The following is a 23,188-nucleotide window of genomic DNA, read 5'->3' on the forward strand; positions in this document are numbered from 1 at the left end:
CCTTATTTTTCCTCCATCAGGTGAGTCGCAAAGTCATTGCGCAGGGCATCGATGCCCTCCAGGCGATCGGCCGGGTCCGGCACGCGCAAGGTCAGGCAGGCGATCAGCGCCTCGACCTGCGCCAGCGCCGGCACCATGGTGTCGAACGGCGAGGCCGACTCCACCGGCGCGCTGATGATCAAGTCGGCCAATTCGCGCAGCGGCGAGGCGTAGACATCGGTGAACAGCACTACCCGCGCGTTATTGTTCTTCGCCGCCTGCGCAACGCGCAGGGCTTGGGTCTGGTAACGCCGGTAGTCGAACACCAGCACCACGTCCTGGCGTTGCAGATCGTATAAACGATCAGGCAGCAGGGCGTTGTCTTCGAGGGCGAAGCAGCCGGGACGCAGCAGACGCAGGTGGTTGAGCAGGTAATTGGCCATCAGAATGCTGAAACGGCCACCGAAGCAGTACACCTGATGGCGGCTATCGAGCAGCCACTCCACGAGGATGCGCACGTCTTCGGGTTGGGTCAGGGCTTGAGTGTCGACCAGCAAGCGTTGACTGTCGGCCAGATAGTGCGCCCATGCATCGTCCTTGTTCTGCTGCGAACGCGGCTGCAACAGCGTGCGTGGCGAGCGCAGGCGATGGTCCATGTCGCTGAGCAAGGCTTCCTGGAATTCAGCATAACCGCCGAAACCGAGCTTTTTCACCAGACGCACGATGGTCGGGTCGCTCACACCGGCATGTTCGGCGAGCCGCGCCATAGGCCCTAGACCGTTGCGCGGATACTGATCGAGCAGGGCGCGGACGACTTTGCGCTCTGACGGCGTCAGGTCCAGGCCGGGGTCGGTGATCAGGTCTCTGAGAGGGGGCATCCGGGCTCCTGCTGGATGGGGTGTCGAATTCGTTTCACAATCCGTTAAAAGAGTATTTATGTAATGTGCGCTACATGTCTAGCGAATTTTTGTACAGGTTCAGCGAGCACCAAAAGCGTGCAAGGCGCCCGTTTAATAAGGCTTAGGCCGGAGTCGCTCAGTGTTGTAGTCCATTGCTGATGGCGGTGTCAGACATTTCGTATAGATGAGTGAGCGCCTGGCAGGCGGTCACGCTCAGGGCCTCCGGTTTGCGGCACAATGACTAGCGGATCGGCTCTGCCGTCGCTTGTTTCAACTTTCAACCGAGAAACCTGCTTGTGCCAAGTAGCCGATTGACATTGATTTGCCATGCACGAACCGTCGCACAGAAACTGGCGCGTTTTCCTACGAATGAGCCTGTTGAAGATTTGCCTGAGGTGTCTGACGCGTTCAAGGCGCGGTTCGCCCCGCCACAGCGGTTGATTTGCGGGCCGGAGTTGCGGACTCGGCAAACAGCAGCGTGGTTGGGGGCCGATGCCGAAATCGACCAGAACCTGCGCGATTGCGATTGGGGACACTGGCACGGCCAATCGATCAAGGATTTGCAGGCCAATCACGCCGACGCGTTGCAAGCCTGGCTGGCCGATCCAGAAATGATGCCCCATGGCGGCGAATCGGTCTCGCAACTGATGCAGCGAGTAGCGACGTGGCTGGACACAATCGCTGCAACGCCGGGGCATGTCGTGGCAATCACTCATCCGTTCGTCATGCGCGCAGCGCTGACGCAGGTGCTGCAAAGCGCGGCGTTCAATGCGATCGACATCGAGCCGCTGGCGACGATCGACCTGCGCTTCAATGGCATCTGGCGCCTACGCTTGCCGGGCATGGCCCTCGAAGAGGAATTCTGATGAAACAGCTGCTGGTCATCGGCATCGGCGCCGGCAATCCTGACTACATCACGATGCAGGCGGTGAAAGCGCTGAACCGGGTCGATGTATTCTTCCTGCTGGATAAAGGCCAGAGCAAGCAGACGCTGATCGATCTGCGCCGCGAGATTTGCGAGCGCTACATTACCGATCACGCTTATCGCTTCGTCGAAGCCAGCAGTCCGGAGCGCGAGCGCGGCGATGTCGACTACACGGCGAGCGTCGATATACTGAACCGCGCCAAGCAACAGACCTTCGAGCGGCTGATCGATGAAGAATTGTCTGACGGCCAGTGCGGCGGTTTCCTGATCTGGGGCGATCCGGCGCTGTACGACAGCACGTTGCGGATTCTTCAGGCGATCCAGTCATCAGGCCGCCGTGAGTTTGAATACGAGGTGATACCGGGGATCACCAGCGTTCAGGCCCTGGCTGCGCAGCACAAAATACCCTTGAACACGATTGGTCGCTCGGTAGAAATCACCACAGGCCGGCGTTTGGCGGCGGGGCAGGTGAGTGAGACGGACAGTCTGGTGGTGATGCTCGATGCCGAAGATTCCTATCAGCAGGTGGCAGATCGGCAGACCGAGATTTTCTGGGGCGCTTACCTGGGCACGCCAGACGAGATACTGATCCGCGGCAGGCTGGCGGATGTGGCCGATGAGATCGAACGGGTGCGCAAAGCGGCGCGGGCGGAGCATGGGTGGATCATGGATACCTATCTGCTGCGCAAGCCTTGAGTGGTTGGCGGCTGAACAAGCGCTTTCGCGAGCAGGCTCGCTCCCACAGAGAAATGCGTTGAGGAATGTGGGAGCGAGCCTGCTCGCGAAGGGCCAGAACATTCACCGCCGATTTGGGCCAGGCAAAAAGAAACCCGGTGCAACGCAAATCGCACCGGGTTTTTGTTGCCAGCCAACAGCGGATGTCGTGGATCCGCCGTCAACCTTGAACTCTGTATCAGGCGCGTTCCAGCGCCAAAGCCACGCCCTGACCGCCGCCGATGCACAGGGTCGCCAGACCTTTTTCGCATCGCGTTTGAGCATTTCGTGCAGCAATGTCACCAGCACGCGGCAGCCCGATGCGCCGATCGGGTGGCCGAGGGCGATGGCGCCGCCGTTGACGTTGACCTTGGCCAGATCCCATTGCAGGTCCTTGGCCACGGCCAGCGATTGCGCGGCGAACGCTTCGTTGGCCTCGATCAGGTCGAGCTGATCGATGCTCCAGCCGGCCTTGTCCAGGCAGCGGCGGGTGGCCGATACCGGGCCTATGCCCATGATCGCCGGGTCGACGCCAGCATTGGCGTAGGCAGCGATTTTCGCCAGAACCGGCAGGCCCAGCGCTTTGGCTTTCTCGGCACTCATCAGAATCACGGCAGCAGCGCCATCGTTCAGCGATGAGGCGTTGCCAGCGGTGACACTGCCGTCCTTTTGAACGCGGGGCGCAGTTTCGCCAAGGATTCTGCGGTGGTATCGCCGCGTGGCTGCTCATCGACCTTGAACGCCACCGGATCGCCTTTGCGCTGGGGAATCAGGATCGGCGTGATTTCATCAACGAAGCGCCCGGCCTCGATCGCAGCCGCAGCTTTTTGCTGGGACGCGGCAGCAAAGGCGTCCTGCTGTTCGCGGCTGATCTGGTATTTGTCGACCAGATTTTCTGCGGTGATGCCCATGTGGTAATCGTTGAACGCATCCCACAGGCCATCGCTGATCATGGTGTCGACGATTTGCGCGTGGCCCATGCGCAGACCGGTGCGGGCGCCCGGCATGATGTAGTTGGACAGGCTCATGTTTTCCTGTCCGCCGGCAATGATCACCTCGGCGTCGCCGCAACGGATCGCCTGCGCGCCCAGATGCAGCGCCTTCAGGCCCGAACCGCAGACCTTGTTCAGGGTCATCGCCGGTACCGCGTGGGGCAGACCAGCCTTGATCGCGGCCTGACGTGCCGGGTTCTGCCCGGCACCGGCGGTCAGCACCTGACCCATGATCACTTCATCGACCTGCGCACCGTCGAGGCCGGTCTGCTCGAGCAACTGGCGGATCACCGCCGCGCCCAGATCGACTGCGGATACATTGGCCAGAGAGCCCTGAAAACTGCCGATCGCGGTACGCGTGGCGGCAACAATGACGACGTCTTGCATTTTCGAATTCCTCACTCGGCAGCGAACTGCATTTCCGGTACGTGATCCGGGACGATCAGTTTACCAGCGGTTTTGGCGACGATTTCTTCAACGCTGACGCCAGGTGCGCGTTCCTTGAGGACAAAAGCGCCATTTTCGATTTCCAGATAGGCGAGGTCAGTCAGCACGCGTTTGATGCAACCGGCGCCGGTCAGCGGCAGGCTGCATTTGGCCAGCAGCTTGGACTCACCGTCCTTCGATGCGTGGGTCATGATGACAATGATGTTGTCGGCACCGGCCACCAGATCCATGGCGCCGCCCATGCCCTTGACCAGCTTGCCCGGGATCATCCACGAAGCGATGTTGCCTTCGACGTCCACTTCAAAGGCACCAAGGACGGTCAGGTCGACATGGCCGCCGCGGATCATCGCGAAGGATTCGGCGGAATTGAAGATCGACGCGCCGATTCGCGCAGTCACGGTTTGTTTGCCGGCGTTGATCATGTCGGCATCGATGGTTTCTTCGGTCGGGAACGGGCCCATGCCGAGCAGGCCGTTTTCCGATTGCAGCATGACTTCCATGCCTTCGGGGATGTAGTTGGCGACCAGGGTCGGAATGCCGATGCCGAGGTTGACGTAGTAGCCGTCCTGCATTTCGCGGGCGACGCGCTGAGCCATTTGTTCGCGGGTGAGTGCCATGTTGTTGTTCTCCGTAGGCCTGAATTATTTGCGGATGGTGCGCTGTTCGATGCGTTTTTCGAACGTGCCGCAAATGACCCGGTCGACGTAGATGCCCGGGGTATGGATTTGCGTCGGGTCGAGTTCGCCGGGTTCGACGATTTCTTCGACTTCGACCACGGTGATCTTGCCGGCGGTGGCGGCCAGCGGGTTGAAGTTCTGCGCGGTGTGGCGGTAAACGACGTTACCGAAATGGTCGGCCTTCCAGCCTTTGACGATGGCGAAGTCGCCGGTGATGGACTCTTCCATCAGGTACTTTCGCCCTTTGAATTCACGCACTTCCTTGCCTTCGGCAACCGGGGTGCCGACGCCTGTGGCAGTGAAGAACGCCGGAATGCCGGCACCGCCCGCGCGCATCTTCTCGGCCAGGGTGCCTTGCGGGGTGAGGATGACTTCGATGTCGCCCTTGAGCAGTTGCTCTTCGAACAGTTTGTTTTCGCCGACGTAAGAGGCGATGACTTTGCTGATTTGGCGGTCGGTTAGCAGCACGCCGAGGCCGAAGCCGTCGACGCCGCAGTTGTTGGAAACCACGGTGAGGTCACGGGTGCCCTTGCGCTTGATCTCGGCGATCAGGTTTTCCGGAATGCCGCACAGGCCGAAGCCGCCGGCGATGACGGTCATGCCGTCTTCCAGCCCGGCCATCGCTTCCTCGTAGGAATACACACGCTTGTCGAAACCTGCCATAGGCACCTCTTTTATTATTTGCGGGCGGCTGGCTAGCCGAATGACTGGAGTGTCGCTCTGTGGGATATATTTGTTAAGTTGATTTTTACGGTTGATTGATTGATAAAACTCACCAGTGGCTGAGATGATCGTTCCCATGCTCTGCGTGGGAATGCCTCTAGGGACGCTCTGCGTCCAGTGACGCGGAGCGTCACGGGCTGCGTTCCCACGCAGAGCATGGGAACGATCAGTAATCACGACTTGCAGCTTAAAGCTTGACGCTTGCAACTGGAGCAAAGCGACCATGACCATCAAACAGATCCGTGCCTTTCTCGCCGTCGCCCATAGCCTGAGCTTTGCCGTGGCTTGCGAGCGCTTGCACCTGTCGCAATCGGCGCTCAGCCTGACCATCAAAGCGCTGGAAGAGGGCCTGGGCGGTCGGCTGTTCAGCCGCAACACCCGGAATGTCGCGCTGACCCCGGAAGGCGAATCTCTGCTGCCGCTGGCGCGCCGGTTGATTGCCGACTGGGACAACGCCGAAGACGAAATGCGTCAGCGTTTCAGCCTGCAACGGGGGCGCGTGACGCTGGCGGCGATGCCTTCGTTCGCCGGCAATCTGCTGCCGCCGATCCTCAAGACGTTTCGCGCGCGTTATCCAAACGTCAACGTGACGGTCAATGATGTAATCAACGAGCAAGTGCTGGAAATGGTCCGCGATCGCCAGGTCGAGCTTGGCGTGGCGTTCGCGCCGATGCAAAGCACTTCGATGAACTTCACACCGTTGTATGTCGACCGTTTTGTCGCTGTGGTGCCAGCGGATTCAGCGTTGGCCGAGCGCTCTGATATCGACTGGCAAACCCTGCTGCAGGAACCGTTCATCACCCTGCAGCGGCCATCGACGGTGCGGGTCATGCTGGAAGAGCATCTGCAGGCGCGTGGAATGAAATTGCCGGTGGAATTCGAAAGTCACCAATTGGCAACGGTCGGCCGGATGGTGGCCAGCGGGCTCGGAGTCAGCGCGGTGCCGGCGTTGTGTGCGGGGCAAATGTGCGAGCTGGGCGCGCATTGTTTGACTTTGAATGATTCGGTCGAGCGGGCAATTGGTGTGTTGACCGAACCGGGCAATGAGCTGTCGGCGGCGGCGCAGGCCTTGTTCGATATTCTCCAGCAGGAAAACCTGAGTGAACGTCTATTTCCCTGATCTCCCCTGCAATAGAGTTTCAGGCGTCGAGTCGCTGTGCCAGCAACGGCAGCAGCGCTTCGCATGATCCTTCAATCTTCAAATCGAGCAGATCATCCGCGCGGGTCTTGCCCAGGTTGATCGCAATCAGCGGCTTGCCCCGTTCGGCGATGACCCGGCACAGGCGAAACGCCGAATACGCCATCAACGACGACCCCACCACCAGCAACCCCGCTGCATTCTCGGCAGCCGCCATCGCCCGTGCCGCCGTCGGCTGCGCCACGTTTTCGCCGAAAAACACTACATCCGGCTTCATCCGCTCACCTGCGCAATGGGGGCACTGCGGCACCTGAAAGCGCGCTTCAAATGCTGGATCCAGCAAGGTATCGCCATCCGGCGCCTGCATCGCGTCGACGCCTCTCAAATAGGGGTTCTGTGCTTCCATCTGCTGCTGGATCACATCGCGCTGGCTGCGCTGCCCGCAATCCAGACACAGCACACGATCCAGCCTGCCATGCAGTTCGATGACATCGTGGCTACCGGCCTGATCGTGCAGGGTGTCGACATTCTGCGTGATCAACGCGCTGATCCGGCCTCGCTGCTGCAGCGTCGCCAGCGCCTCATGCGCGGCGTTCGGCCGGGCCTGGCGCACGCGCGGCCAGCCGAGCATCGCCCGTGCCCAGTAGCGCCGGCGTGATTCCGGGGCGGCGAGAAACTCCTGATACATCATCGGCTGCCGCCCGCGACGGACGCCGTCGCTGTCGCGGTAGTCCGGAATCCCCGAAGGCGTGCTGATGCCAGCGCCGGTCAATACCAGAAAATTATCCTCGGCCATGGCCTGCAATAGCGTGTCGAAGTGTTCGCGGATCGGGCTGTCGAGCATGCTCAGCACTCCAGAATGGGCAGTGCCCGCAGGTTAGCACGCGATCCGCATCGGTTACTTGCGCGCCTCCAGAATCAGGTTGAACGGTGTCTGCGTGGCGCGACGGAACTGCTTGAACCCAGCCTCGGTGAATACCTTGCGCAAGCGCATTTCCCCGGCTTGTGCACCGAGCCCCAGGCCGACTTCCTGAGACAGCGAATTGGGTGTGCAGATAAATGTCGAGGCGGCGTAGAACAGACGCCCGACCGCGTTGAGATTGTCGTCCAGTTTGTCGTTGGCGAACGGTTCGACCAGCAACACCGTGCCATCGTCTTTCAGCGATGCGTAAGCATGCCGAGCAGCACCGACCGGGTCGCCCATGTCGTGCAGGCAGTCGAAAAAGCAAATCAGGTCGTAGTCGCCACGGGGGTAGTTTTTTGCCGTGCCCTCGAAAAATGTGGCGCGGTCGCCCACACCACCTTCTTCGGCGCGTTGCGTGGCGACCGTGACTGACGGCGCGTGGAAGTCGAAGCCGAAAAACTGCGATTTGGGAAACGCCTGAGCCATGATCACCGTCGAGGCGCCGTGTCCGCAGCCGACGTCGGCAACCTTGGCGCCGCGCTCCAGTCTGGCCACTACACCGTCCAGTGCCGGTAGCCATTCAGCGATCAGATGACCTTTGTAGCCGGGGCGGAAGAAGCGTTCGGTGCCGCTGAACATACAGGGGTGGTGATCGCCCCAGGACAGACCACCATTGCCGCGCATGGCTTTGACCAGTTTGTCTTTGTCATGGACAAACGACGCCACCACGCCGAGTCCACCGGCGACGTACACGGGGAATCTTCCACGGCGAGCGCCAGCGCCTGTTCTTCCGGCAAGCGAAACTGACCGTCAAGGTGATCCATATAGCCCGATGCGGCATGGGCGCTGAGCCATTCGCGCACCAGGCGCGGATTGCAGGTGGTTTTGGCTGCGAGGGCTTCGGGGCTGATCGGTTGGCTGTCGGCCATGGCCCGGTACAGACCGAGCTCTTCGCCAACGATGACATTGGCCAGCATCGCCGCGCCACCCATGTCGTTGACCAGTTTGCCCATGAATTCGTTGAGCTTCGCCTCATTCATCACGTGTGCTCCTGAAACAGGATCACCGTCCGGCGGCGTTGAATGTCGAGGCAGGCGCCACCGGGCGGTGGTCACGGATAGGGGCAGGGCACAGCAGAAGTCCTGCGGCCCCCTCGACTGGGTAATGAATGAGTCTAGACTCCTTTTGCTCAATCAGTGCCCAGCCATCGGGGCGGGAACGGGTGTTGACCATAGAAACTGCGCAGCTGTGTCAGGTCGTGTTCATACCAGCAGCGCAGCCATCGCTGATACTGTGCTTGTGCGAGCGGTCGCAGTAGCGGTCGGAACCAGCCGTCGTGAATGGCTTGAGCGGCCTGCATGCCGCTCATCAACGCCTTGAGCACCCCGTGCGACGAAGCCGGGTCGAGCCGGCTTGCAGCATCACCCACAAGAAAGTACCCATCACCGGCCACAAACTCGCTTATGCGCCAGCTCACATCCGCACCGCGTATCGGGCCCGCCTGCGGTAATGCCTGCAGGTCTGCGGGCAATATTCGCAGGCAAGGATTTATCCCCGGCGTAGCCTCGGCTTCCAGCGTCAGGTGTGTCCAGTGCAGCAACTGTGCCTTGACCTGAGCGATCCAGGTCCAGCCATCAGGGGTAGCCAGCAAATGCGGATGGCTTGCGTAGGGCTCGCAGCGACCCTGCAAATAACCGTAGCGAGCCACCAACGCAGGAGAATCGATTTGTTCCGTCAGGTGCAGTTTGCGGCCAAGCCAGCCGGTAGCTCCACTGGCGTCGATCAAATACAAGGCAGAAAGGCAGCCGCTGTCGGTCTCCACACCGATGACTCGGCGCCCATGGGTGAGCACCTGCTGCGCCCGACATGGCTGATACACCTCGACCCCCGTGGACGCCGCTTGCTGCAACAACGCCCTGTCCAATTGCGCGCGGCTGATATGGAAGCCGCGCCATGGGCCATTTGCATCCGTGCCGAAAGCGTTGAAACGCGCCGGGCCGTGCCAGTGCACCCATTGACCTTCAAAGCGCAGAGTCGACGAGGCACCGAGCAGATCGGCGATGCCGAGCTGTCGCAATAACGGTTCGATCCCCGGATGCAGGCTTTCGCCGGGGCGGAATCGGGAAACGCGTGCCGTTCGAGCAAAGCCACGCGCAACCCTCGGCGGGCACAACTGATGGCGCTGGCGCAGCCCGCAGGGCCTGCGCCAATCACCACAACATCAAAGTGTTTCATCAGCGATCTGCCAGGCCCCTGCATCCTGTTTCATCAGGATGGTATCGGCGCTGACGAACAACAGGACCTGTCGCTCCACTTCGACGTGACGCAATTTGAAATCATCATCGGCAGTGCTGACAGCCCCGCGCTTGTACATCGAAAAACGCTGCACCCAGCCCTCGAGAACAACGCCGGCTTCCTGCTGGGCCGTATCGAGTTCGTTGTCCGGTTGCTGCACCTCGAGAAACGACAGCAGCGGCCAGGCATTGCGCTGGGCGTTGTCATCGTCAGCGCCAAGCACCTGATAAACCCGATGCATCGAAACGACCCGCCGCTCATACGCGGGTTGTGATGTGCGGCCGGTCAGGCTCAGGGAAAAAGCCCGTCCAGGGCGACCTGGGTGTAATCGGCGTGGGCATAGGCGTGGTACTGGGCAAACAGGCGATTGTCTTGAACGATGAGTTGCGGACCCGGCTGATCGTCCCAGGCAATGGCACCGTGCTGGTTAATTTCCTGATCGGTCAACGGGATGATGGTGTGCAGACTTGAACGTGGTTCGAAAACGCGCACCGAGTCCGGTGCCACCCCGGCCAGAAGGAGCCCAGAGCCGCGCAGATTTTCGCATCTTCGGGAAACGGGCTTGCCATCTGATAGCCGGCCAACACATTGATCCATTGCGCATCGGAAGTTTTCTGTCGAATCCAGCCTACTTCCCAGCCCGGACCGAAAACCCCGGCGGCGCCGTCGGGCAGCGAGGAAGGTCGCGAACTCTGAGCGAGCGGCATTTGCGATGACGTGCGCAGGCGCGGTTCAGCCGAAGCGACAATCGCCGTCACCCCTCGATCCTTGTCAGAAAACAACTGATCCTTGAGATTCAGGTTGGCGCAATACCGCACGTTGGAAAGCGCTTCGAGGCGGGCGTGCCAAATGTCGGGATCGGGGAAAAGCGGCTCTTCCCGGACCCAGCGCAGCAGTTTGCGCTGACTGCACAGTGGGTAAAAATCCGGAGGGCCGATAATCGAATAGGCAGCCACCGTCGGCAGCAGGTCGTTGAGGACCGGGCAGTGTGGCCGAACCCATCCGTCAGCTGTCGCGTCTTGGTAGTGCAGGGCCTCATAACCGCCTGCACGCACCAGCGCTTCGACATCGGGGTGGTTGTTCAAATCATTGATGCTGCCGTCTGCGTCAACCTTGTGTCGGCCATGCACCATGCCGCCGGTGTTGGCTGGCATCAGAAACGATAGCGGTCGGCCCTCGAGTCTGGCGGGCTCGACCAGCCGTGCTTTCGGCTCTGGCAGCAGCAGTCCGGTGCCGAAATCCTCCACAGTTGCCCAGGCAGCCAGATCATCGGTCACGACAAAGGGCGGCTGGCTGATCTGCGGTTCCGCCCAGCCGGTGCCACTGTGACGTAAATGGATGTGCCGCAACTTCTCGTTGATCTGATGATTTTCCAGGGTCACCGCCAGTTGCAGGCCCGCCAGGCACTGGTCGCCATCGAACAGCTTGTGCAGCGGCACCCAGAAATCCAGCTCGGGATCGACGTCGGCCTGAAAGTCCATCGGCCCGAAGCGCTGCGCATCACCACGCAATTGCATGGCAATGTACGCGCTGTAGCGCACCGGCATGACCCGGATGCCATGGGCGTCGCCGTCGACAAAGGGCAGGAAGCATCGCTGTCTGGCGTCATACCGGGCAGGCATCGTGCCGACGCGGGCAATGCCGGTGCGCGAAAAGCAAAGATCGGCGTGTCGGCCGTGCACGGTGTCGGCCGCGCAGCGATATTCACTGGCAAAGGCCACTACCACCAAGGGCGCGCCAGCGGCGGTCAGGCGCAGTTGATCGAGGGTGGGCGGGGCGATGCTGTAGACATAGTTCAGAACGGTTTCGATTTCGCCCTGAGTCGGCAACAGCAGCAGATCCGTTCCGGTTTCGTCGACGGTCACTTGCGGTGATGCCAGCGCGTGATACAGCAAGCTGCGCGAGGGCGCCGCCGCTTCGATTGCGCAGACTCCGTCGGGGTCGAAATCTTCGAATCCGCTCAGGCAGCGATTAACCGTCAGTGGTCGTCGCAGCTCGGCTGCCAGTGGCTCTGCCAACAGATCAAGACCATGGGCCAACATCAGCGAACGCCAGCCGCCGGGCGCCAGCCGATGACATACCTGGGTGACGGATTCGAGCAGAGTCATGGCTGATCCTCGTTACGGTTCGCGAGCCGTCATCAAACAGCACAGGGCAGACGCCTCGCTACTGTCAGGTCTGACAGTAGCGAGGCGTCTGCGCATGCATAACCATAGGGGCTTCGCCCGGGCGCAACAGTCGGGAAATTCCGGCGAGGTTGTAGGCAGATGCCTGCTGTTCGGATGGAAACAGCAGGGCGGCAGGAGGGAAATTTAAACAGTGGCTGTCAGCCGTGCAGCGGCAACTTCAGTTCAGCGCACAGCCCGCCGCCTTCACGATTGCTCAACAGCAGCGAGCCACCCAGCGCCATCGCCAATTGCTGGGCGATCGCCAATCCGAGCCCGGTACCGCCGGTGTCGCGATTGCGCGAGTTTTCCACGCGGTAGAACGGTTCCAGCACCTGCGCCAGTTCGGCCTCGGCGATGCCCGGGCCGCGATCGAGGACTTTCACCGACAGGCTGTTGCCCTGCGCTTCGACCTGCAATTGCGCGGCGCCGGCGAATTTCAGGGCGTTGTCGGTCAGGTTCACCAGCACCCGACGCAGGGCTTGCGGACGGGTTTCGATTACCGCTTTGCTTTTGCCGCCGAGCTGAACGTCCTTGCCCATGTCCTGATAGTCGAAGACCAGGCTGTCAAGGAACGAGTCGAGATCGGTACGGCGGCTTTCTTCGGTGGCGCCATGAATGCTGCGGGCATACGCCACGCCTTCGCGCACCAGATGCTCGATCTCGCCGAGATCGCTGCTCAGTTTGTCTTTCTCGACCGAGTCGTCCATGAACTCTGCGCGCAATTTCATCCGGGTGATCGGCGTTTGCAGGTCATGGGAAATCGCCGCCAGCAGTTGCATGCGTTCTTTGAGGTAGGCGGCGATGCGCGTCTGCATTGCGTTGAAGGCCCGTGCGGCGTGGACCACTTCGGTCGGCCCTTGCTCGTCGAGTTTGATCGGATGGGCGTTGGGGTCGAGGGTTTCCACCGCGTTGGCGAGGCGGGTGAGAGGACGGATGGCGATGCGCACCGCGAGCCAGGTGCAGAGGATCAGCAACGCCAGTTGGCCGAGCAGCACCACCGGCAACCACGGCGACAACGGCACCATCGCCGGACGGATATCGATGGTCACCGGGCTGCCGTCGCTCAGGCGCAAGTGGCCCTGGAAATGTTGTCTCGGCCCGCCGGGAACTTCGGTAAACACGATGGGATAAGTGTCGCCGATGGCGGCCGTAATCGAGGCGATCGCGACGGACTTTTCAGCCGAGGTCACCGGCATGCCCGGTTCGCCCTCATTGAGCAGGTAGCCGTAGTTGCGCCGGGCCAGACGCGGCAACCAGGCCTCGCGTTCAGCGGCGGGCAGGCGATCGAGGATTGCCATCGAGGTCGAGACGTCGGTTTCGAGGTTGCCGAGCATGGTGCTTTTCGCGCTCTGGTAACGCTCGTAATACTGCGCGCCGAACGACAGGCCCTGCGCCAGAATCAGCCCGATCAGAAAGATCAGCGACAGGCGCGAGGCAAGGGTACGCGGCCATTGCAGCTTCAGTTTCATGCCGACGCCCCGAGCAGTTCGACCGGCAACGAAAACACATAACCTTCACTGCGCACGGTCTTGATATAGGCCGGCTCGCGGGCATCGTCGAGCAGCCGCTGACGCAAACGACTCACCAGCAGATCAATGGAACGATCGAACAGATCGGCCTCGCGGCCCTGGGTCAGGTTGAGCAGTTGATCGCGGCTGAGCACCCGTTGCGGGTGGTCGAGGAACACCCGCAGCAGGCGATATTCGGCGCCACTGAGAGCAACCATGGTGCCGTCACTGTCGAGCAGGTGCCGGGCCGAGGTGTCCAGTTGCCAACGACCGAACGCCAGCAGGCGTCCGGCTTCGGTGACCACTAGGTTCGGCGGCAACATGCGGGTGCGGCGCAACACAGCGTTGATCCGCGCCAGCAGTTCACGGGCGGCGAAGGGTTTGGTCAGGTAATCGTCGGCGCCCATTTCCAGGCCGATGATGCGGTCGGTCTCATCGTTGCGCGCGGTGAGCATCAGCACCGGCGTCGCCTTGTGTTTGCCGACGCGCAATTCGCGGCACAGCTGCAGACCATCGTCGCCGGGCATCATGATGTCGAGCACGATCAGGTCGACGGTATTGGCATCGAGAAAACTGCGCATCTGCCGGCCATCGGCGACGACTGTCGTGCGCAGACCGTTTTTCTTCAGGTAGTTGCCTACCAGTTCACGGATCTCGCGGTCGTCGTCGACGATGAGAATGTGATCGACATGTTCCATCGGTTCAAGCCTCTATAAAAGGGAATGCCGTGCAGTCTATAGCGCCGTAGACCGCACGCCTGCCTGCCTTTGTATTGCAGTGTATCTGCCGCAGCGGCGGATACACGCCGACGCAAAAACGCGATTTCCTGCGGGTTTTGTATCCCTGTGTATCTACACACGGCGTGGATACACAACGAGTGATTCTCGTCCTTTCCTGACACAGACGCGATACCTCGAAGGCCTCAAATAGGCTCCATCGAGGCACACACAGAGCGCCTCGGCTCAAACCCACTGAAGCCTTGAGGACTACACCATGAACAACAAATCCGTATTCGCCGCCTGCCTGTTCGCCGCTCTGAACATCTGCACCCTGTCGGCCCACGCCGAAGCTGACGTCAGCCGGCAAACCTACACCTACGGCACGCATCTGGATATCCAGAAAGTGCTGTCGATGACCGAGGACACTTCGGTGACCTGCGGCATCACCGAAGCGCGCATGACCTACCTCGATTCAGCCGGCAAAACCCGCGAGCTGGATTACAGCAAATTCGCTGACGGCTGCAACAACCAGAACTGAGTCACCCCCACTTTTTCTGCAAGGAGTTTTGCCATGAACAACGTCTCGCGCTTTCTGACCGCAGCCGCCTTCGCCTTCACCGGTGCCGCCGCTCACGCCAACAGTGCTGTAGAACAAAGCAGTTGCGCCAGCAGCACCTGCTTCCAGCTGACCACGGTAGCGAAGGAGGGCAGCGATGCCTTGATCGCCGCTGACGGCTCCAGCCGTACACCGCAGGGGCAGATGGTTGCCGCTGATGGTTCCAGCCGTACGCCGCAGGGACAGACGCTTGCCGCTGATGGCTCAAGCCGCACGCCGCAGGGCCAACTGGTCGCGGAGAACGGTGCCAGTCGCACGCCGCAAGGGCAGTTGCTCGACGGCCAGACCGCATGAGGCACGGCGTAAATAAAGCAGGCTAGCGAGGGCGTTTCCCTCGCTGGCCGGTTGCGCGCCCAGCCCCCATTTCAAGGTGATCCCTATGTACCTCATCGCATTTCTCGGCGGTCTTCTCACCGTCCTCAGTCCGTGCATCCTGCCGGTGGTACCGTTTCTGTTCGCTGGCGCCAACCGTACACGCTCCTCGATCTTGCTGACCCTCGCCGGCATGGCATTGACCTTTGCGATGATCTCCAGCCTCGCCGTGGTCAGCAGCGAGTGGGTGATCCAGGCCAGCAACACCGGCCGCCACATTGCCTTGTTCGTGATGGCATTGTTCGCCCTGTCGCTGATCTCGGCCCGGGTTGGTGACTGGTTGACCCGGCCCTTTGTCGCGCTGGGCAATCGCCTCGATCAGGACACGCGCAAACGAGCGGGGCCGATGGGCTCGATCATGCTCGGTGTCGCCACTGGCCTGTTGTGGGCGCCTTGTGCCGGGCCGATTCTTGGGGTGATTCTCACCGGCGCGATGCTGCAAGGCGCCAATGCGCAGACCAGCCTGTTGCTGCTGGCTTATGGCGTCGGCAGTGCCTTGTCCTTGGGTACGTTGATTTTCGCCGGGCGCGGTCTGGTCAATCGGCTGAAACCATCGATCCCGTTCAGTGGCTGGTTGCGCCGTGGGGCCGGGGTTGCGGTACTTGCTACGGTCGCGGTGATTTCGACCGGCGCTGACAAAACCCTGCTCGCCAGTACCTCTTCGGAAGGCGTGGCCAGCGTCGAGAAAAACGTTCTGGAGAACGTGCCGAAAGTGGTCGACTACTTTGTCAGCAAGGTCCGCGCCGATTCGATGCTGGACCAAGCCCAGGGCGCGATGCCGTCGCTGTCAGGCGCTGTGCAGTGGCTCAACTCGCCGGAGCTCAACGCTGAATCCCTGCGCGGCAAAGTGGTGCTGGTCGACTTCTGGACCTACGACTGCATCAACTGCCAGCACACCCTGCCGTACGTCAAAGACTGGGCGAAGAAATACGAGAAGGACGGCCTCGTGGTCATCGGCGTGCATACGCCTGAATACGGCTACGAGCGCATCATCGACAACGTCAAGGAACAAGTGAAAAAGCTCGGCATCACCTACCCGGTAGCGATCGACAACGACTACGCGATCTGGCGCCACTTCGACAATCAATACTGGCCGGCGCATTACCTCATCGACGCCAAGGGCCAGGTGCGTTACAGCCACTTCGGAGAAGGTCGCTATGCCGAGCAGGAGCAGATGATCAAGCAGTTGCTGGAGGAGGCCAGGGCGCCGGCCGCCTGATCAAGGCAACGCAATGGCTCAGAGGTCGCGGACCATGAGCCATTGTGTTTTCTCCCACGCCCGGAAACGCTCCAAAAACTGCCAACCGCGTCTGCCGTAGTAGTCGTGTTTGTCCTGCGTATGCAGATACAGGCGCGCCACCCCGCGTTTTTTCGCCTCTTCGCATATCCCTTCAATCAACCGCTCGGCCAGGCCTTGACCCCGCGCCTCGGGATCCACGAAGACACAGGCCAGCCAGGGTCCGAGATCGGGTCGATCAGCGAGGTCATCCCGCGCCAGTGCCGCACCGCCGAGCAGTCGCTCACCGTCGAGGGCAATCAGGCATGACCAATCGCCATTGCTTTGGCCTTCGGCAAATTCTCGTTGCCATCGAGCCAAAGGTTGATCGGCGTATTCGTAATGAAATTGTTGGTGAATCCACGCCGCATAGCGATCGCTGTGCTGCATGTGTGCGGCGAGCCAATCCAGTTGCAATGCCATCAGTCAGATCCGTTTCAGAGGCGAACCGGCATCAGAAACCAATCCCGCGACGCTGGCAATGCGCAAGGTGTATCAGGTGCTTGACAGATTTGCGCCACTCATCGGCAAAGTGCCCTATTTCTGGGCTCGCCGGACGATTGACAGGGACGCCGGGCAGCCTCGGCGCGATAGTGAGCAAGCACGGTCCGCGTCGCAGCCTGTGCTTTCTCTCTGCCACGGAGCTCGATGTCATGAGTACCCCGATTGATCTCACTGCCCTGAAGGAACGTCAGAAAGTTGCTTGGGCCAGTGGCGACTACGCCGTGATCGGTACCACCTTGCAAATCGTCGGCGAAAGCCTCGCCGAGGCCTGCGATCTGCGCTGCGATGAGCAAGTGCTGGATGTCGCCGCCGGTAACGGCAACGCAACCCTGGCAGCGGCGCGGCGCGGTTGTGTGGTGACTTCGACCGATTACGTCGCTGCACTGCTGGAGCGTGGTCAGGACCGCGCGCGGGCCGAGCATCTCGAGGTGATTTTTCAGGTAGCCGATGCCGAGGCACTGCCGTTTCCCGACGAGAGCTACGACGCCGTACTGTCCACGTTTGGTGTAATGTTTGCGCCCGATCAGGCGACTGCTGCGAGTGAGTTGGGACGGGTTTGTCGTCGCGGCGGGCGGATCGGGATGGCGAACTGGACGCCGGAGGGCTTCGTCGGGCAGATGTTCAAAATTCTCGGCCAGCATCTGCCACCGCCTGCGGTTGCCCAGCCACCATCGAACTGGGGCTCGGATGCATGGCTGCACAAGCAGTTCGATGATCGCGATTTTCTTGTTCGGGTCACCCGCAGCCAGTTCAATTTCCGCTATCGCTCGGCGGCGCATTTCATTGACATCTTCCGCCACTGGTACGGGCCGGTGCACAAGGCATTTGCGGTGCTGTCGCCGGAGGCCGGGCAAGCGCTGGAGGAGGATCTGACCGAGTTGCTCAACCGATCGAATCGAGCGGGAGAGACGTCACTGGTGGTGCCGAGTGAGTATCTGGAAGTGGTGATTACCAAGCGCTGACGTTCGATTCGATTCGTCAGGCTACGACAATCGAATGTGGGAGCGAGCAAGCCCGCTCCCACAGGATATGTATTTCAGTCCAGGTTCCTATTTCACCTGTGGTCGATCAAACCACTCCAGCGCCGTGCGCCAGATGCAGATCCCCAGGAAATAAGCCGACATCAGCAACCACAAGCCCATCACCAGCGGGTTGATCACTGGGTGATTGAGCACCAGCGAAAGGCTGCATAACAGCCAGATCGCCGTCACCGCGATATTGATTGGCATGAAACGACGCACGCGGAACGGGTGCAGGAACTTCATCCGTGTCACCGTCAGCAATGCCAGACCGATCACGGTGAGAAAGGTGATCCACGGCCCCGGACCAATGATGTACAGGCACAGCGCAACCACGTTCCAGGCCGCCGGGAAACCGACAAAGTAGTTGTCCTTGCTCTTCATGTTGACGTTGCAGAAGCAGAACAGCGACGACACCAGAATTACTGACACCGTCAGCAGCAGGGTGTAGTCGGGCAGGGGAATGTAGCGGTAGATAAACAGTGCCGGGATGAAAACATACGTCAGGTAATCGATAACCAGATCAAGGATCGAACCGTCGAAACTCGGCAGCACCGATTGCACGTTGACCTTGCGCGCCAGTGCGCCGTCGAGGCCGTCGACGATCAGCGCCACGCCCAGCCACATCAGGCAATGGATCGGCTGGTTTTCCAGCAGGGCGAGGGTCGCCAGAAAGGCTGTGACCACGCCGGTCGCGGTAAAACCATGGGCGCCCCATGCTTTAAGCCTGGCGATGTGTACGGTGGATATCACGGGGGCGTTCTCCAGAAAGTGAAGCAAGCCGGGTATCGCCCATCGTCAGAAAGGGCGCCGGCAAACCGGGTCGGGTTGCAGCTATCGACCGGTTTGGCCGGGATAAGGTTCACCACCCTTGAATCTTAGCTGGCTCGCGGAAAATTTCTCGCGCGGCGATTTATCGATTATCGGGCGTCAGCCCAACGGTGCTGGCGCTATGGCCGCGTCGGTCTATTGTTGCCTGACGCAATCGGGCCGGGGCCTTGAGGATGACGTCATGAACACCAGCGATTTGCTCGAACAACTGCTGCGAGGCCAGGCCTCGGCGGGACAACAACGTGGGGCTTCAGCCGGCGACGGCCTGGGCGGATTGCTTGGCGGCCTGCTGGGCGGCGGCAGTCAGACCGGAGCGGGCAGCGTGGCTGCTGCGGGTGGCCTCGGCGGCCTGGGTGGTTTGCTCGGCGGCTTGCTCGGCGGTGGCGGGTTGGGAAGCGCCCTTGGTGGCGGCAGCCGAAGCCGTACCGGCGGGACCAATTACGCCGCACTCGCTTCGCTGGGCATGATGGCCTACCAAGCGTATCAAGCCTGGCAACGCAGCCAGGCCAGCAAGGCACCGCAAGAACTGCCACAAACCGCCGACCTGCTCGCCGGCCCGCAAATCGAAACCCACAGCCACGCGGTGCTGCGCGCCCTGATCGCCGCCGCCAAGGCTGACGGGCGCATCGATGAAGCGGAAAAACACCTGATCAGCAGCGAAATCGGCAAACACACCGCCGACCCGCAGTTGCAGCAATGGCTCGACGCCGAAGTCGCCAAGCCGCTGGATCCCAGCGAAGTGGCGCAATCGGCTAATGGTGATCCGGCCGTAGCCGCCGAAATGTACCTGGCCAGCGTCATGCTGGTGGACGACCAACAGGACGCCGAACGCAGTTATCTCGATGAGCTGGCCGCGGCCTTACAGATTGATCCGGATCTGCAGGTCCATCTGGAACAGCAGGCCAAAGGGCAAGCCTGACCCGCTGTAAAAATCCCGGACATCAACAGCCCCGGCCATTCCATCCGTCCGGGGCTTTTTTATGTCGATTGAATTTTTCCGCCGCCGTGTCGCTCTTCTGCATAACAGAACCCGTTTGCCATCGGTGTGCTCATGAACAGGAACCTCGACGATTACAACCGCATGCGTGATTTTTCTGCGACTTCGGAACCGGCCGCAGTCAAGCGCTCGGGCCGTAAGTCGGCCAAGGATCATGCGTTGCAGTTCTGCATCCAGAAGCACGACGCTTCGCACCTGCATTACGACTTTCGCCTGGAACTGGATGGCGCGTTGAAGAGCTGGGCGGTGCCGAAGGGGCCGTCGCTGGATCCCTCGGTCAAGCGTCTGGCGATTCATGTCGAGGATCATCCGCTCGATTACGCGACGTTTGAAGGCAGCATTCCCGAGGGGCATTACGGCGCCGGTGATGTGATCGTCTGGGATCGCGGCGTGTGGATTCCGCTGGAGGATCCGCACAAGGCCTACGCCAAGGGCCGGCTCAAGTTCGAGCTGCAAGGCGAGAAGCTCGGCGGCGTGTGGAATCTGGTGCGCACGCACATGCCGGGCAAGAAGGAACAATGGTTCCTGATCAAGCATCAAGACAACGCCGCGCGCCCGCAGGATGATTTCGACGTGCTGGTCGCCGAGCCCGACAGCGTGCTCAGCGAGCGCACGATTGTCGGCAAATCGGCGACTGCCGCCGATAAGGCCAAACCCGTGAAGAAAGCCCCGGCCAAGCCGCGCAAACAGGCGTCCGGGCAGCTTACCGGCGCACGCAAGGCCAAGTTGCCGGCGCTGATCAAGCCGGAACTGGCTACGTTGGTCGACAGCGCGCCTGAAGGGCAGTGGAGCTACGAGATCAAATTCGACGGCTACCGGATCATGGCGCGGATCGATCACGATGAGGTGCAACTGTTCACCCGCAATGGCCATGACTGGACGCACAAACTGCCGCAGCAGGCCAAGGCACTGGCGGCGCTGGGGCTGGAATCGGCCTGGCTGGACGGCGAAATGGTGGTAGCCAACGAGCAGGGCGTGCCGGACTTTCAGGCGCTGCAGAATGCCTTCGATGCCGGGCGCAGCGGCAACATCGTCTATTACCTGTTCGACGTGCCGTATCTCAATGGCGTCGACCTGCGCGACGTACCGGTCGAAGAACGCCGTGCCGCGCTGAGCACCATCCTCGGCGCGCAGAAAGAATCGTCAACGCTGCGTTTCTCCGAAGCTTTCGAGGAAACCCCGGACGCGCTGCTCAACAGCGCCTGCCAGATGCAGATGGAAGGCCTGATCGGCAAGCGTCTCGGCTCGCCTTACGTGTCGAGGCGCAGCGGCGACTGGATCAAGCTCAAATGCAAGCATCGCCAGGAATTCGTCATCGTCGGCTACACCGATCCGAAAGGTGCGCGCAGTGCTTTCGGTGCCTTGCTGCTCGGCCTGCACGACCGTGACAGCGGCGAGTTGCGCTATGCCGGCAAGGTCGGCACCGGGTTTAACGAAACTACATTGAAAAGCATCCTCGCCCAACTCAAACCGTTGCAAACCAAAAGCGCGGCGGTGGTCAATCCGCCCAGCGGTTTCGAGGCCAAGGGCGTGCATTGGCTCAAACCAAAATTGTTGGCGGAGGTGGCATTCGCCGAAATGACCAAGGACGGTTCGGTGCGCCACGCCGTCTTCCATGGTTTGCGCGATGACAAACCGGCCAAGGACATTACTGAGGAGCGAGCGAAGCCTGTGAAAGCTGCCAAGTCCGAAAAGACCGAAAAAACCGAAAAGACCAAAGCCGCCGACAAGCAGCCGGCAAAGAAAACCGCCGCCAGCAAAAAAGCCGAGACTGCACCGTCGCAATCAGGACTGGCCGGCGGCAAGGTACGCATCACCCATCCGGATCGGGTGATCGACGCCGTCAGCGGCACGACCAAAATGCAACTGGCGCAGTATTACGCCAGCGTCGCCGAATACATCCTGCCGCAACTCAAGGATCGCCCCGTGGCACTGGTGCGTGCGCCGGACGGCATCGCTGGCGAATTGTTTTTTCAGAAGAACGCCGACCGCCTGGCCATTCCCGGCATCACCGCACTGGACAAGGACGTTACCGGCCAGCCGGTAATGATGATCAATAATCCCGAAGCGCTGGTGGGCGCGGTGCAGATGAGCACGGTGGAGCTGCACACCTGGAATGCCACGAAAGTGGATCTGGACAAGCCCGATCGCTTCGTCCTCGACCTCGACCCGGACCCGGCGCTGCCATGGAAAAGCATGGTGGAAGCCACCGCACTGACCCTCACCGTGCTCGATGAGTTGGGCCTCAAAGCCTTCCTGAAAACCAGCGGCGGCAAAGGCATTCACTTGGTGGTGCCATTGACCCGCAAGCATGGCTGGGACGAAGTGAAGGACTTCAGCCACGCCATCGTCAGCCACATGGCCAAGTTGCTGCCGGATCGTATTTCAGCGGTGTCCGGGCCGAAAAACCGCGTCGGGCGGATCTTCATCGATTACCTGCGCAACGGCCTCGGCGCCACCACCATTTGCGCCTACGCCGCACGCGCGCGGAAGGCATGCCGGTGTCGGTGCCGCTGTACCGAGAGGAAGTCGCTGAAATCAAGGGCGGTAATCACTGGAACATCTACAATGTACACGAGCGTCTGACCGAGGTCGGCGATGAACCTTGGGCGGACATGAAGAAAACCCGTCAGACCATCACCGCCGAGATGCGCAAACGCGTCGGCATGAAAAAGTGATCAGGTGTCGCGCAGCAAGTCGTGGGCGTTGAGCAGTTCGAAGGCGATTTGCGGGTGGTTTTCCAGGCCCTTGCGAATCGCCGCCGGGATCGCCGCCCGGGTCTTGCGACACAGGCCCGGTAATTCGCCGATCTGAATGGCAATGCCGCGCATGGTGCGTACTTCGTTGAAACCAGGGGCAACGTCGACGCGGATGCCGAGTTGCTCGTACATGCGCTGTTGCAGGCGTTTGAGGTCGTCGAGATCTTTGAGTTGTTCCAGGCGCGCGAGGAGGATTTTTCCTCGGCGCGAGTCAGGCGCAGGATGCGCAGATCCGCGCCGGGCGATTCCAGCAACGGATCGCGCCCGCAGATGCAGGCGCCGGGTGGGCAGGGGGAACGCAAGGGTACGGTCGTCGTCATGGCCTCCATCATAGAGGCCGTCCGACGGTTTTGCCTATGCGCACTCAGCGGCCATCCATCGGCCGCTGCGTCCCTGGTGACTACTGATGCACGCCTTCGTATTGCACCAGGATGGCGTTGGCCAGGTCTTCATCGCTGGCGTTCAAGCCAGGGTTGGCCTGACGCACCTGTTGCAGTACCGACTCAAGATAAACCCCACGAATGGCCCCGCCGCTGGCGACAAACGCAGACACGTCGTCACGGGCCGGAATCACCATTTTGTCATCCTTGAAGGTCGAGTACAGCGACGCGGAAACACCTGCCGATGTGGCGACGTCACCCGCATCGACGCGGGCCAGTGCCGAACCGACCGGCAGGCAAAGCATAAGAGAAGAAATCAGGACTAACTTGCGCATGACGTGTTCCT

General features: G+C 61.0%; 21 protein-coding genes and 5 pseudogenes. 10 read left to right on the plus strand and 16 right to left on the minus strand.

Annotated features, from left to right (window positions below):
- Window positions 1–2 precede the first annotated feature (2 nt).
- Window positions 3–857, minus strand: coding sequence for a MurR/RpiR family transcriptional regulator (locus LJU32_14750; GenBank protein ID WKV87094.1), 855 nt, complete (start codon window positions 855–857; stop codon window positions 3–5).
- 317 nt (window positions 858–1,174) lie between these two features.
- Here LJU32_14750 and LJU32_14755 point away from each other — a divergent pair, with 317 nt between their 5' ends.
- Both LJU32_14755 and cobF read left to right on the plus strand, forming a co-directional pair.
- Window positions 1,175–1,744, plus strand: a complete 570-nt coding sequence (locus tag LJU32_14755) for a histidine phosphatase family protein (protein ID WKV87095.1) — start codon at window positions 1,175–1,177, stop codon at window positions 1,742–1,744.
- Window positions 1,744–2,499 carry a precorrin-6A synthase (deacetylating) gene (cobF, locus tag LJU32_14760; protein ID WKV87096.1) on the plus strand — a complete coding sequence of 252 codons (756 nt, stop codon included), beginning with the start codon at window positions 1,744–1,746 and terminating at the stop codon, window positions 2,497–2,499. Before LJU32_14755 ends, cobF begins: the two co-directional genes overlap by 1 nt.
- A 217-nt stretch (window positions 2,500–2,716) precedes the next feature.
- On the opposite strand, the pseudogene LJU32_14765 reads toward cobF, so the two are convergent.
- The 3 genes and pseudogenes from LJU32_14765 to LJU32_14775 form a co-directional block, all read right to left on the minus strand.
- A pseudogene (locus tag LJU32_14765) lies at window positions 2,717–3,896 on the minus strand (acetyl-CoA C-acetyltransferase).
- A gap of 11 nt (window positions 3,897–3,907) precedes the next feature.
- The gene (locus LJU32_14770; protein ID WKV87097.1) at window positions 3,908–4,573 is read right to left on the minus strand and encodes a CoA transferase subunit B; all 666 of its coding nucleotides are present in this window, start codon (window positions 4,571–4,573) and stop codon (window positions 3,908–3,910) included.
- Window positions 4,574–4,597: 24 nt separating this feature from the next.
- A complete protein-coding gene (locus LJU32_14775) occupies window positions 4,598–5,296 on the minus strand; it encodes a CoA transferase subunit A (protein ID WKV87098.1) in 699 nt (232 codons plus the stop codon).
- 283 nt (window positions 5,297–5,579) lie between these two features.
- Here LJU32_14775 and LJU32_14780 point away from each other — a divergent pair, with 283 nt between their 5' ends.
- Window positions 5,580–6,476, plus strand: coding sequence for a LysR family transcriptional regulator (locus LJU32_14780; protein ID WKV87099.1), 897 nt, complete (start codon window positions 5,580–5,582; stop codon window positions 6,474–6,476).
- Window positions 6,477–6,495: 19 nt separating this feature from the next.
- On the opposite strand, the gene LJU32_14785 is transcribed toward LJU32_14780, so the two are convergent.
- The 4 genes and pseudogenes from LJU32_14785 to LJU32_14800 all read right to left on the minus strand — a co-directional run bounded on the left by LJU32_14785 (window position 6,496) and on the right by LJU32_14800 (window position 9,633).
- On the minus strand, window positions 6,496–7,338 hold the full coding sequence (locus tag LJU32_14785; protein ID WKV87100.1) for an NAD-dependent protein deacetylase: 843 nt from the start codon (window positions 7,336–7,338) through the stop codon (window positions 6,496–6,498).
- 54 nt (window positions 7,339–7,392) lie between these two features.
- A pseudogene (locus LJU32_14790) lies at window positions 7,393–8,438 on the minus strand (methyltransferase domain-containing protein).
- Between the two features lie 149 nt (window positions 8,439–8,587).
- Entirely contained in the window at window positions 8,588–9,475 is an 888-nt protein-coding gene (locus tag LJU32_14795; protein WKV87101.1) for a tryptophan 7-halogenase, read from the minus strand.
- Between the two features lie 23 nt (window positions 9,476–9,498).
- A pseudogene (locus LJU32_14800) lies at window positions 9,499–9,633 on the minus strand (FAD-dependent oxidoreductase).
- On the opposite strand from LJU32_14800, the gene LJU32_14805 reads away from it, so the two are divergent.
- Entirely contained in the window at window positions 9,575–9,967 is a 393-nt protein-coding gene (locus LJU32_14805) for a hypothetical protein (GenBank protein WKV91220.1), read from the plus strand. The pseudogene LJU32_14800 and the gene LJU32_14805 sit on opposite strands and share 59 nt — an antisense overlap.
- Before the next feature lie 17 nt (window positions 9,968–9,984).
- On the opposite strand, the gene LJU32_14810 is transcribed toward LJU32_14805, so the two are convergent.
- From LJU32_14810 to LJU32_14825, 4 genes are all read right to left on the minus strand, one after another.
- Window positions 9,985–10,140, minus strand: coding sequence for a hypothetical protein (locus tag LJU32_14810; GenBank protein ID WKV87102.1), 156 nt, complete (start codon window positions 10,138–10,140; stop codon window positions 9,985–9,987).
- Window positions 10,137–11,801 carry a hypothetical protein gene (locus tag LJU32_14815; GenBank protein ID WKV87103.1) on the minus strand — a complete coding sequence of 555 codons (1,665 nt, stop codon included), beginning with the start codon at window positions 11,799–11,801 and terminating at the stop codon, window positions 10,137–10,139. Before LJU32_14815 ends, LJU32_14810 begins: the two co-directional genes overlap by 4 nt.
- Before the next feature lie 218 nt (window positions 11,802–12,019).
- Window positions 12,020–13,330, minus strand: coding sequence for a HAMP domain-containing histidine kinase (locus tag LJU32_14820; protein WKV87104.1), 1,311 nt, complete (start codon window positions 13,328–13,330; stop codon window positions 12,020–12,022).
- Entirely contained in the window at window positions 13,327–14,067 is a 741-nt protein-coding gene (locus LJU32_14825; protein ID WKV87105.1) for a response regulator, read from the minus strand. Before LJU32_14825 ends, LJU32_14820 begins: the two co-directional genes overlap by 4 nt.
- A 295-nt stretch (window positions 14,068–14,362) precedes the next feature.
- Between LJU32_14825 and LJU32_14830 the strand changes: the two genes are divergently transcribed.
- The 3 genes from LJU32_14830 (at window position 14,363) to LJU32_14840 (ending at window position 16,295) form a co-directional block, all read left to right on the plus strand.
- Entirely contained in the window at window positions 14,363–14,626 is a 264-nt protein-coding gene (locus tag LJU32_14830; protein ID WKV87106.1) for a DUF2790 domain-containing protein, read from the plus strand.
- Between the two features lie 33 nt (window positions 14,627–14,659).
- Window positions 14,660–14,998 carry a hypothetical protein gene (locus tag LJU32_14835; GenBank protein WKV87107.1) on the plus strand — a complete coding sequence of 113 codons (339 nt, stop codon included), beginning with the start codon at window positions 14,660–14,662 and terminating at the stop codon, window positions 14,996–14,998.
- A gap of 85 nt (window positions 14,999–15,083) precedes the next feature.
- Window positions 15,084–16,295, plus strand: a complete 1,212-nt coding sequence (locus LJU32_14840) for a cytochrome c biogenesis protein DipZ (GenBank protein ID WKV87108.1) — start codon at window positions 15,084–15,086, stop codon at window positions 16,293–16,295.
- 18 nt (window positions 16,296–16,313) lie between these two features.
- Here LJU32_14840 and LJU32_14845 read toward each other — a convergent pair whose 3' ends face one another.
- Window positions 16,314–16,775: a GNAT family N-acetyltransferase gene (locus LJU32_14845; GenBank protein WKV87109.1), complete on the minus strand. Its 462-nt coding sequence runs from the start codon at window positions 16,773–16,775 to the stop codon at window positions 16,314–16,316.
- Between the two features lie 230 nt (window positions 16,776–17,005).
- Between LJU32_14845 and LJU32_14850 the strand changes: the two genes are divergently transcribed.
- A complete protein-coding gene (locus LJU32_14850) occupies window positions 17,006–17,818 on the plus strand; it encodes a class I SAM-dependent methyltransferase (GenBank protein WKV87110.1) in 813 nt (270 codons plus the stop codon).
- An 87-nt stretch (window positions 17,819–17,905) separates the two neighbouring features.
- Here the strand turns inward: LJU32_14850 and LJU32_14855 are convergent, their stop codons facing one another.
- A complete protein-coding gene (locus tag LJU32_14855; GenBank protein ID WKV87111.1) occupies window positions 17,906–18,628 on the minus strand; it encodes a CDP-alcohol phosphatidyltransferase family protein in 723 nt (240 codons plus the stop codon).
- A 259-nt stretch (window positions 18,629–18,887) separates the two neighbouring features.
- Here LJU32_14855 and LJU32_14860 point away from each other — a divergent pair, with 259 nt between their 5' ends.
- Window positions 18,888–19,625 (plus strand): tellurite resistance TerB family protein, encoded by a 738-nt coding sequence (locus LJU32_14860; protein ID WKV87112.1) that lies wholly within the window; start codon window positions 18,888–18,890, stop codon window positions 19,623–19,625.
- Between the two features lie 132 nt (window positions 19,626–19,757).
- Window positions 19,758–22,381 (plus strand): annotated as a pseudogene (gene ligD, locus LJU32_14865) (DNA ligase D).
- Here the strand turns inward: ligD and LJU32_14870 are convergent.
- Both LJU32_14870 and LJU32_14875 read right to left on the minus strand, forming a co-directional pair.
- Window positions 22,382–22,782, minus strand: a pseudogene (locus tag LJU32_14870) (hypothetical protein).
- Between the two features lie 80 nt (window positions 22,783–22,862).
- Window positions 22,863–23,177 carry a DUF2388 domain-containing protein gene (locus LJU32_14875; protein WKV87113.1) on the minus strand — a complete coding sequence of 105 codons (315 nt, stop codon included), beginning with the start codon at window positions 23,175–23,177 and terminating at the stop codon, window positions 22,863–22,865.
- Between the last annotated feature and the right edge of the window lie 11 nt (window positions 23,178–23,188).

The sequence above is a fragment of the Pseudomonas sp. B21_DOA genome, from assembly GCA_030544685.1.
Classification (GTDB): Bacteria; Pseudomonadota; Gammaproteobacteria; order Pseudomonadales; family Pseudomonadaceae; genus Aquipseudomonas; species Aquipseudomonas fluorescens_AO.

What these genes read in the sequence shown, in the direction of transcription:
- LJU32_14875 (WKV87113.1), bottom strand. Translation starts at nt 23,177, where the DNA reads ATGCGCAAGTTAGTCCTGATTTCTTCTCTTATGCTTTGCCTGCCGGTC.
- LJU32_14780 (WKV87099.1), top strand. Translation starts at nt 5,580, where the DNA reads ATGACCATCAAACAGATCCGTGCCTTTCTCGCCGTCGCCCATAGCCTG.
- LJU32_14840 (WKV87108.1), top strand. Translation starts at nt 15,084, where the DNA reads ATGTACCTCATCGCATTTCTCGGCGGTCTTCTCACCGTCCTCAGTCCG.
- LJU32_14850 (WKV87110.1), top strand. Translation starts at nt 17,006, where the DNA reads ATGAGTACCCCGATTGATCTCACTGCCCTGAAGGAACGTCAGAAAGTT.
- LJU32_14830 (WKV87106.1), top strand. Translation starts at nt 14,363, where the DNA reads ATGAACAACAAATCCGTATTCGCCGCCTGCCTGTTCGCCGCTCTGAAC.
- LJU32_14785 (WKV87100.1), bottom strand. Translation starts at nt 7,338, where the DNA reads ATGCTCGACAGCCCGATCCGCGAACACTTCGACACGCTATTGCAGGCC.
- LJU32_14775 (WKV87098.1), bottom strand. Translation starts at nt 5,296, where the DNA reads ATGGCAGGTTTCGACAAGCGTGTGTATTCCTACGAGGAAGCGATGGCC.
- LJU32_14825 (WKV87105.1), bottom strand. Translation starts at nt 14,067, where the DNA reads ATGGAACATGTCGATCACATTCTCATCGTCGACGACGACCGCGAGATC.
- LJU32_14835 (WKV87107.1), top strand. Translation starts at nt 14,660, where the DNA reads ATGAACAACGTCTCGCGCTTTCTGACCGCAGCCGCCTTCGCCTTCACC.
- LJU32_14770 (WKV87097.1), bottom strand. Translation starts at nt 4,573, where the DNA reads ATGGCACTCACCCGCGAACAAATGGCTCAGCGCGTCGCCCGCGAAATG.
- LJU32_14860 (WKV87112.1), top strand. Translation starts at nt 18,888, where the DNA reads ATGAACACCAGCGATTTGCTCGAACAACTGCTGCGAGGCCAGGCCTCG.
- LJU32_14820 (WKV87104.1), bottom strand. Translation starts at nt 13,330, where the DNA reads ATGAAACTGAAGCTGCAATGGCCGCGTACCCTTGCCTCGCGCCTGTCG.
- LJU32_14805 (WKV91220.1), top strand. Translation starts at nt 9,575, where the DNA reads ATGGCGCTGGCGCAGCCCGCAGGGCCTGCGCCAATCACCACAACATCA.
- cobF (WKV87096.1), top strand. Translation starts at nt 1,744, where the DNA reads ATGAAACAGCTGCTGGTCATCGGCATCGGCGCCGGCAATCCTGACTAC.
- LJU32_14845 (WKV87109.1), bottom strand. Translation starts at nt 16,775, where the DNA reads ATGGCATTGCAACTGGATTGGCTCGCCGCACACATGCAGCACAGCGAT.
- LJU32_14750 (WKV87094.1), bottom strand. Translation starts at nt 857, where the DNA reads ATGCCCCCTCTCAGAGACCTGATCACCGACCCCGGCCTGGACCTGACG.
- LJU32_14815 (WKV87103.1), bottom strand. Translation starts at nt 11,801, where the DNA reads ATGACTCTGCTCGAATCCGTCACCCAGGTATGTCATCGGCTGGCGCCC.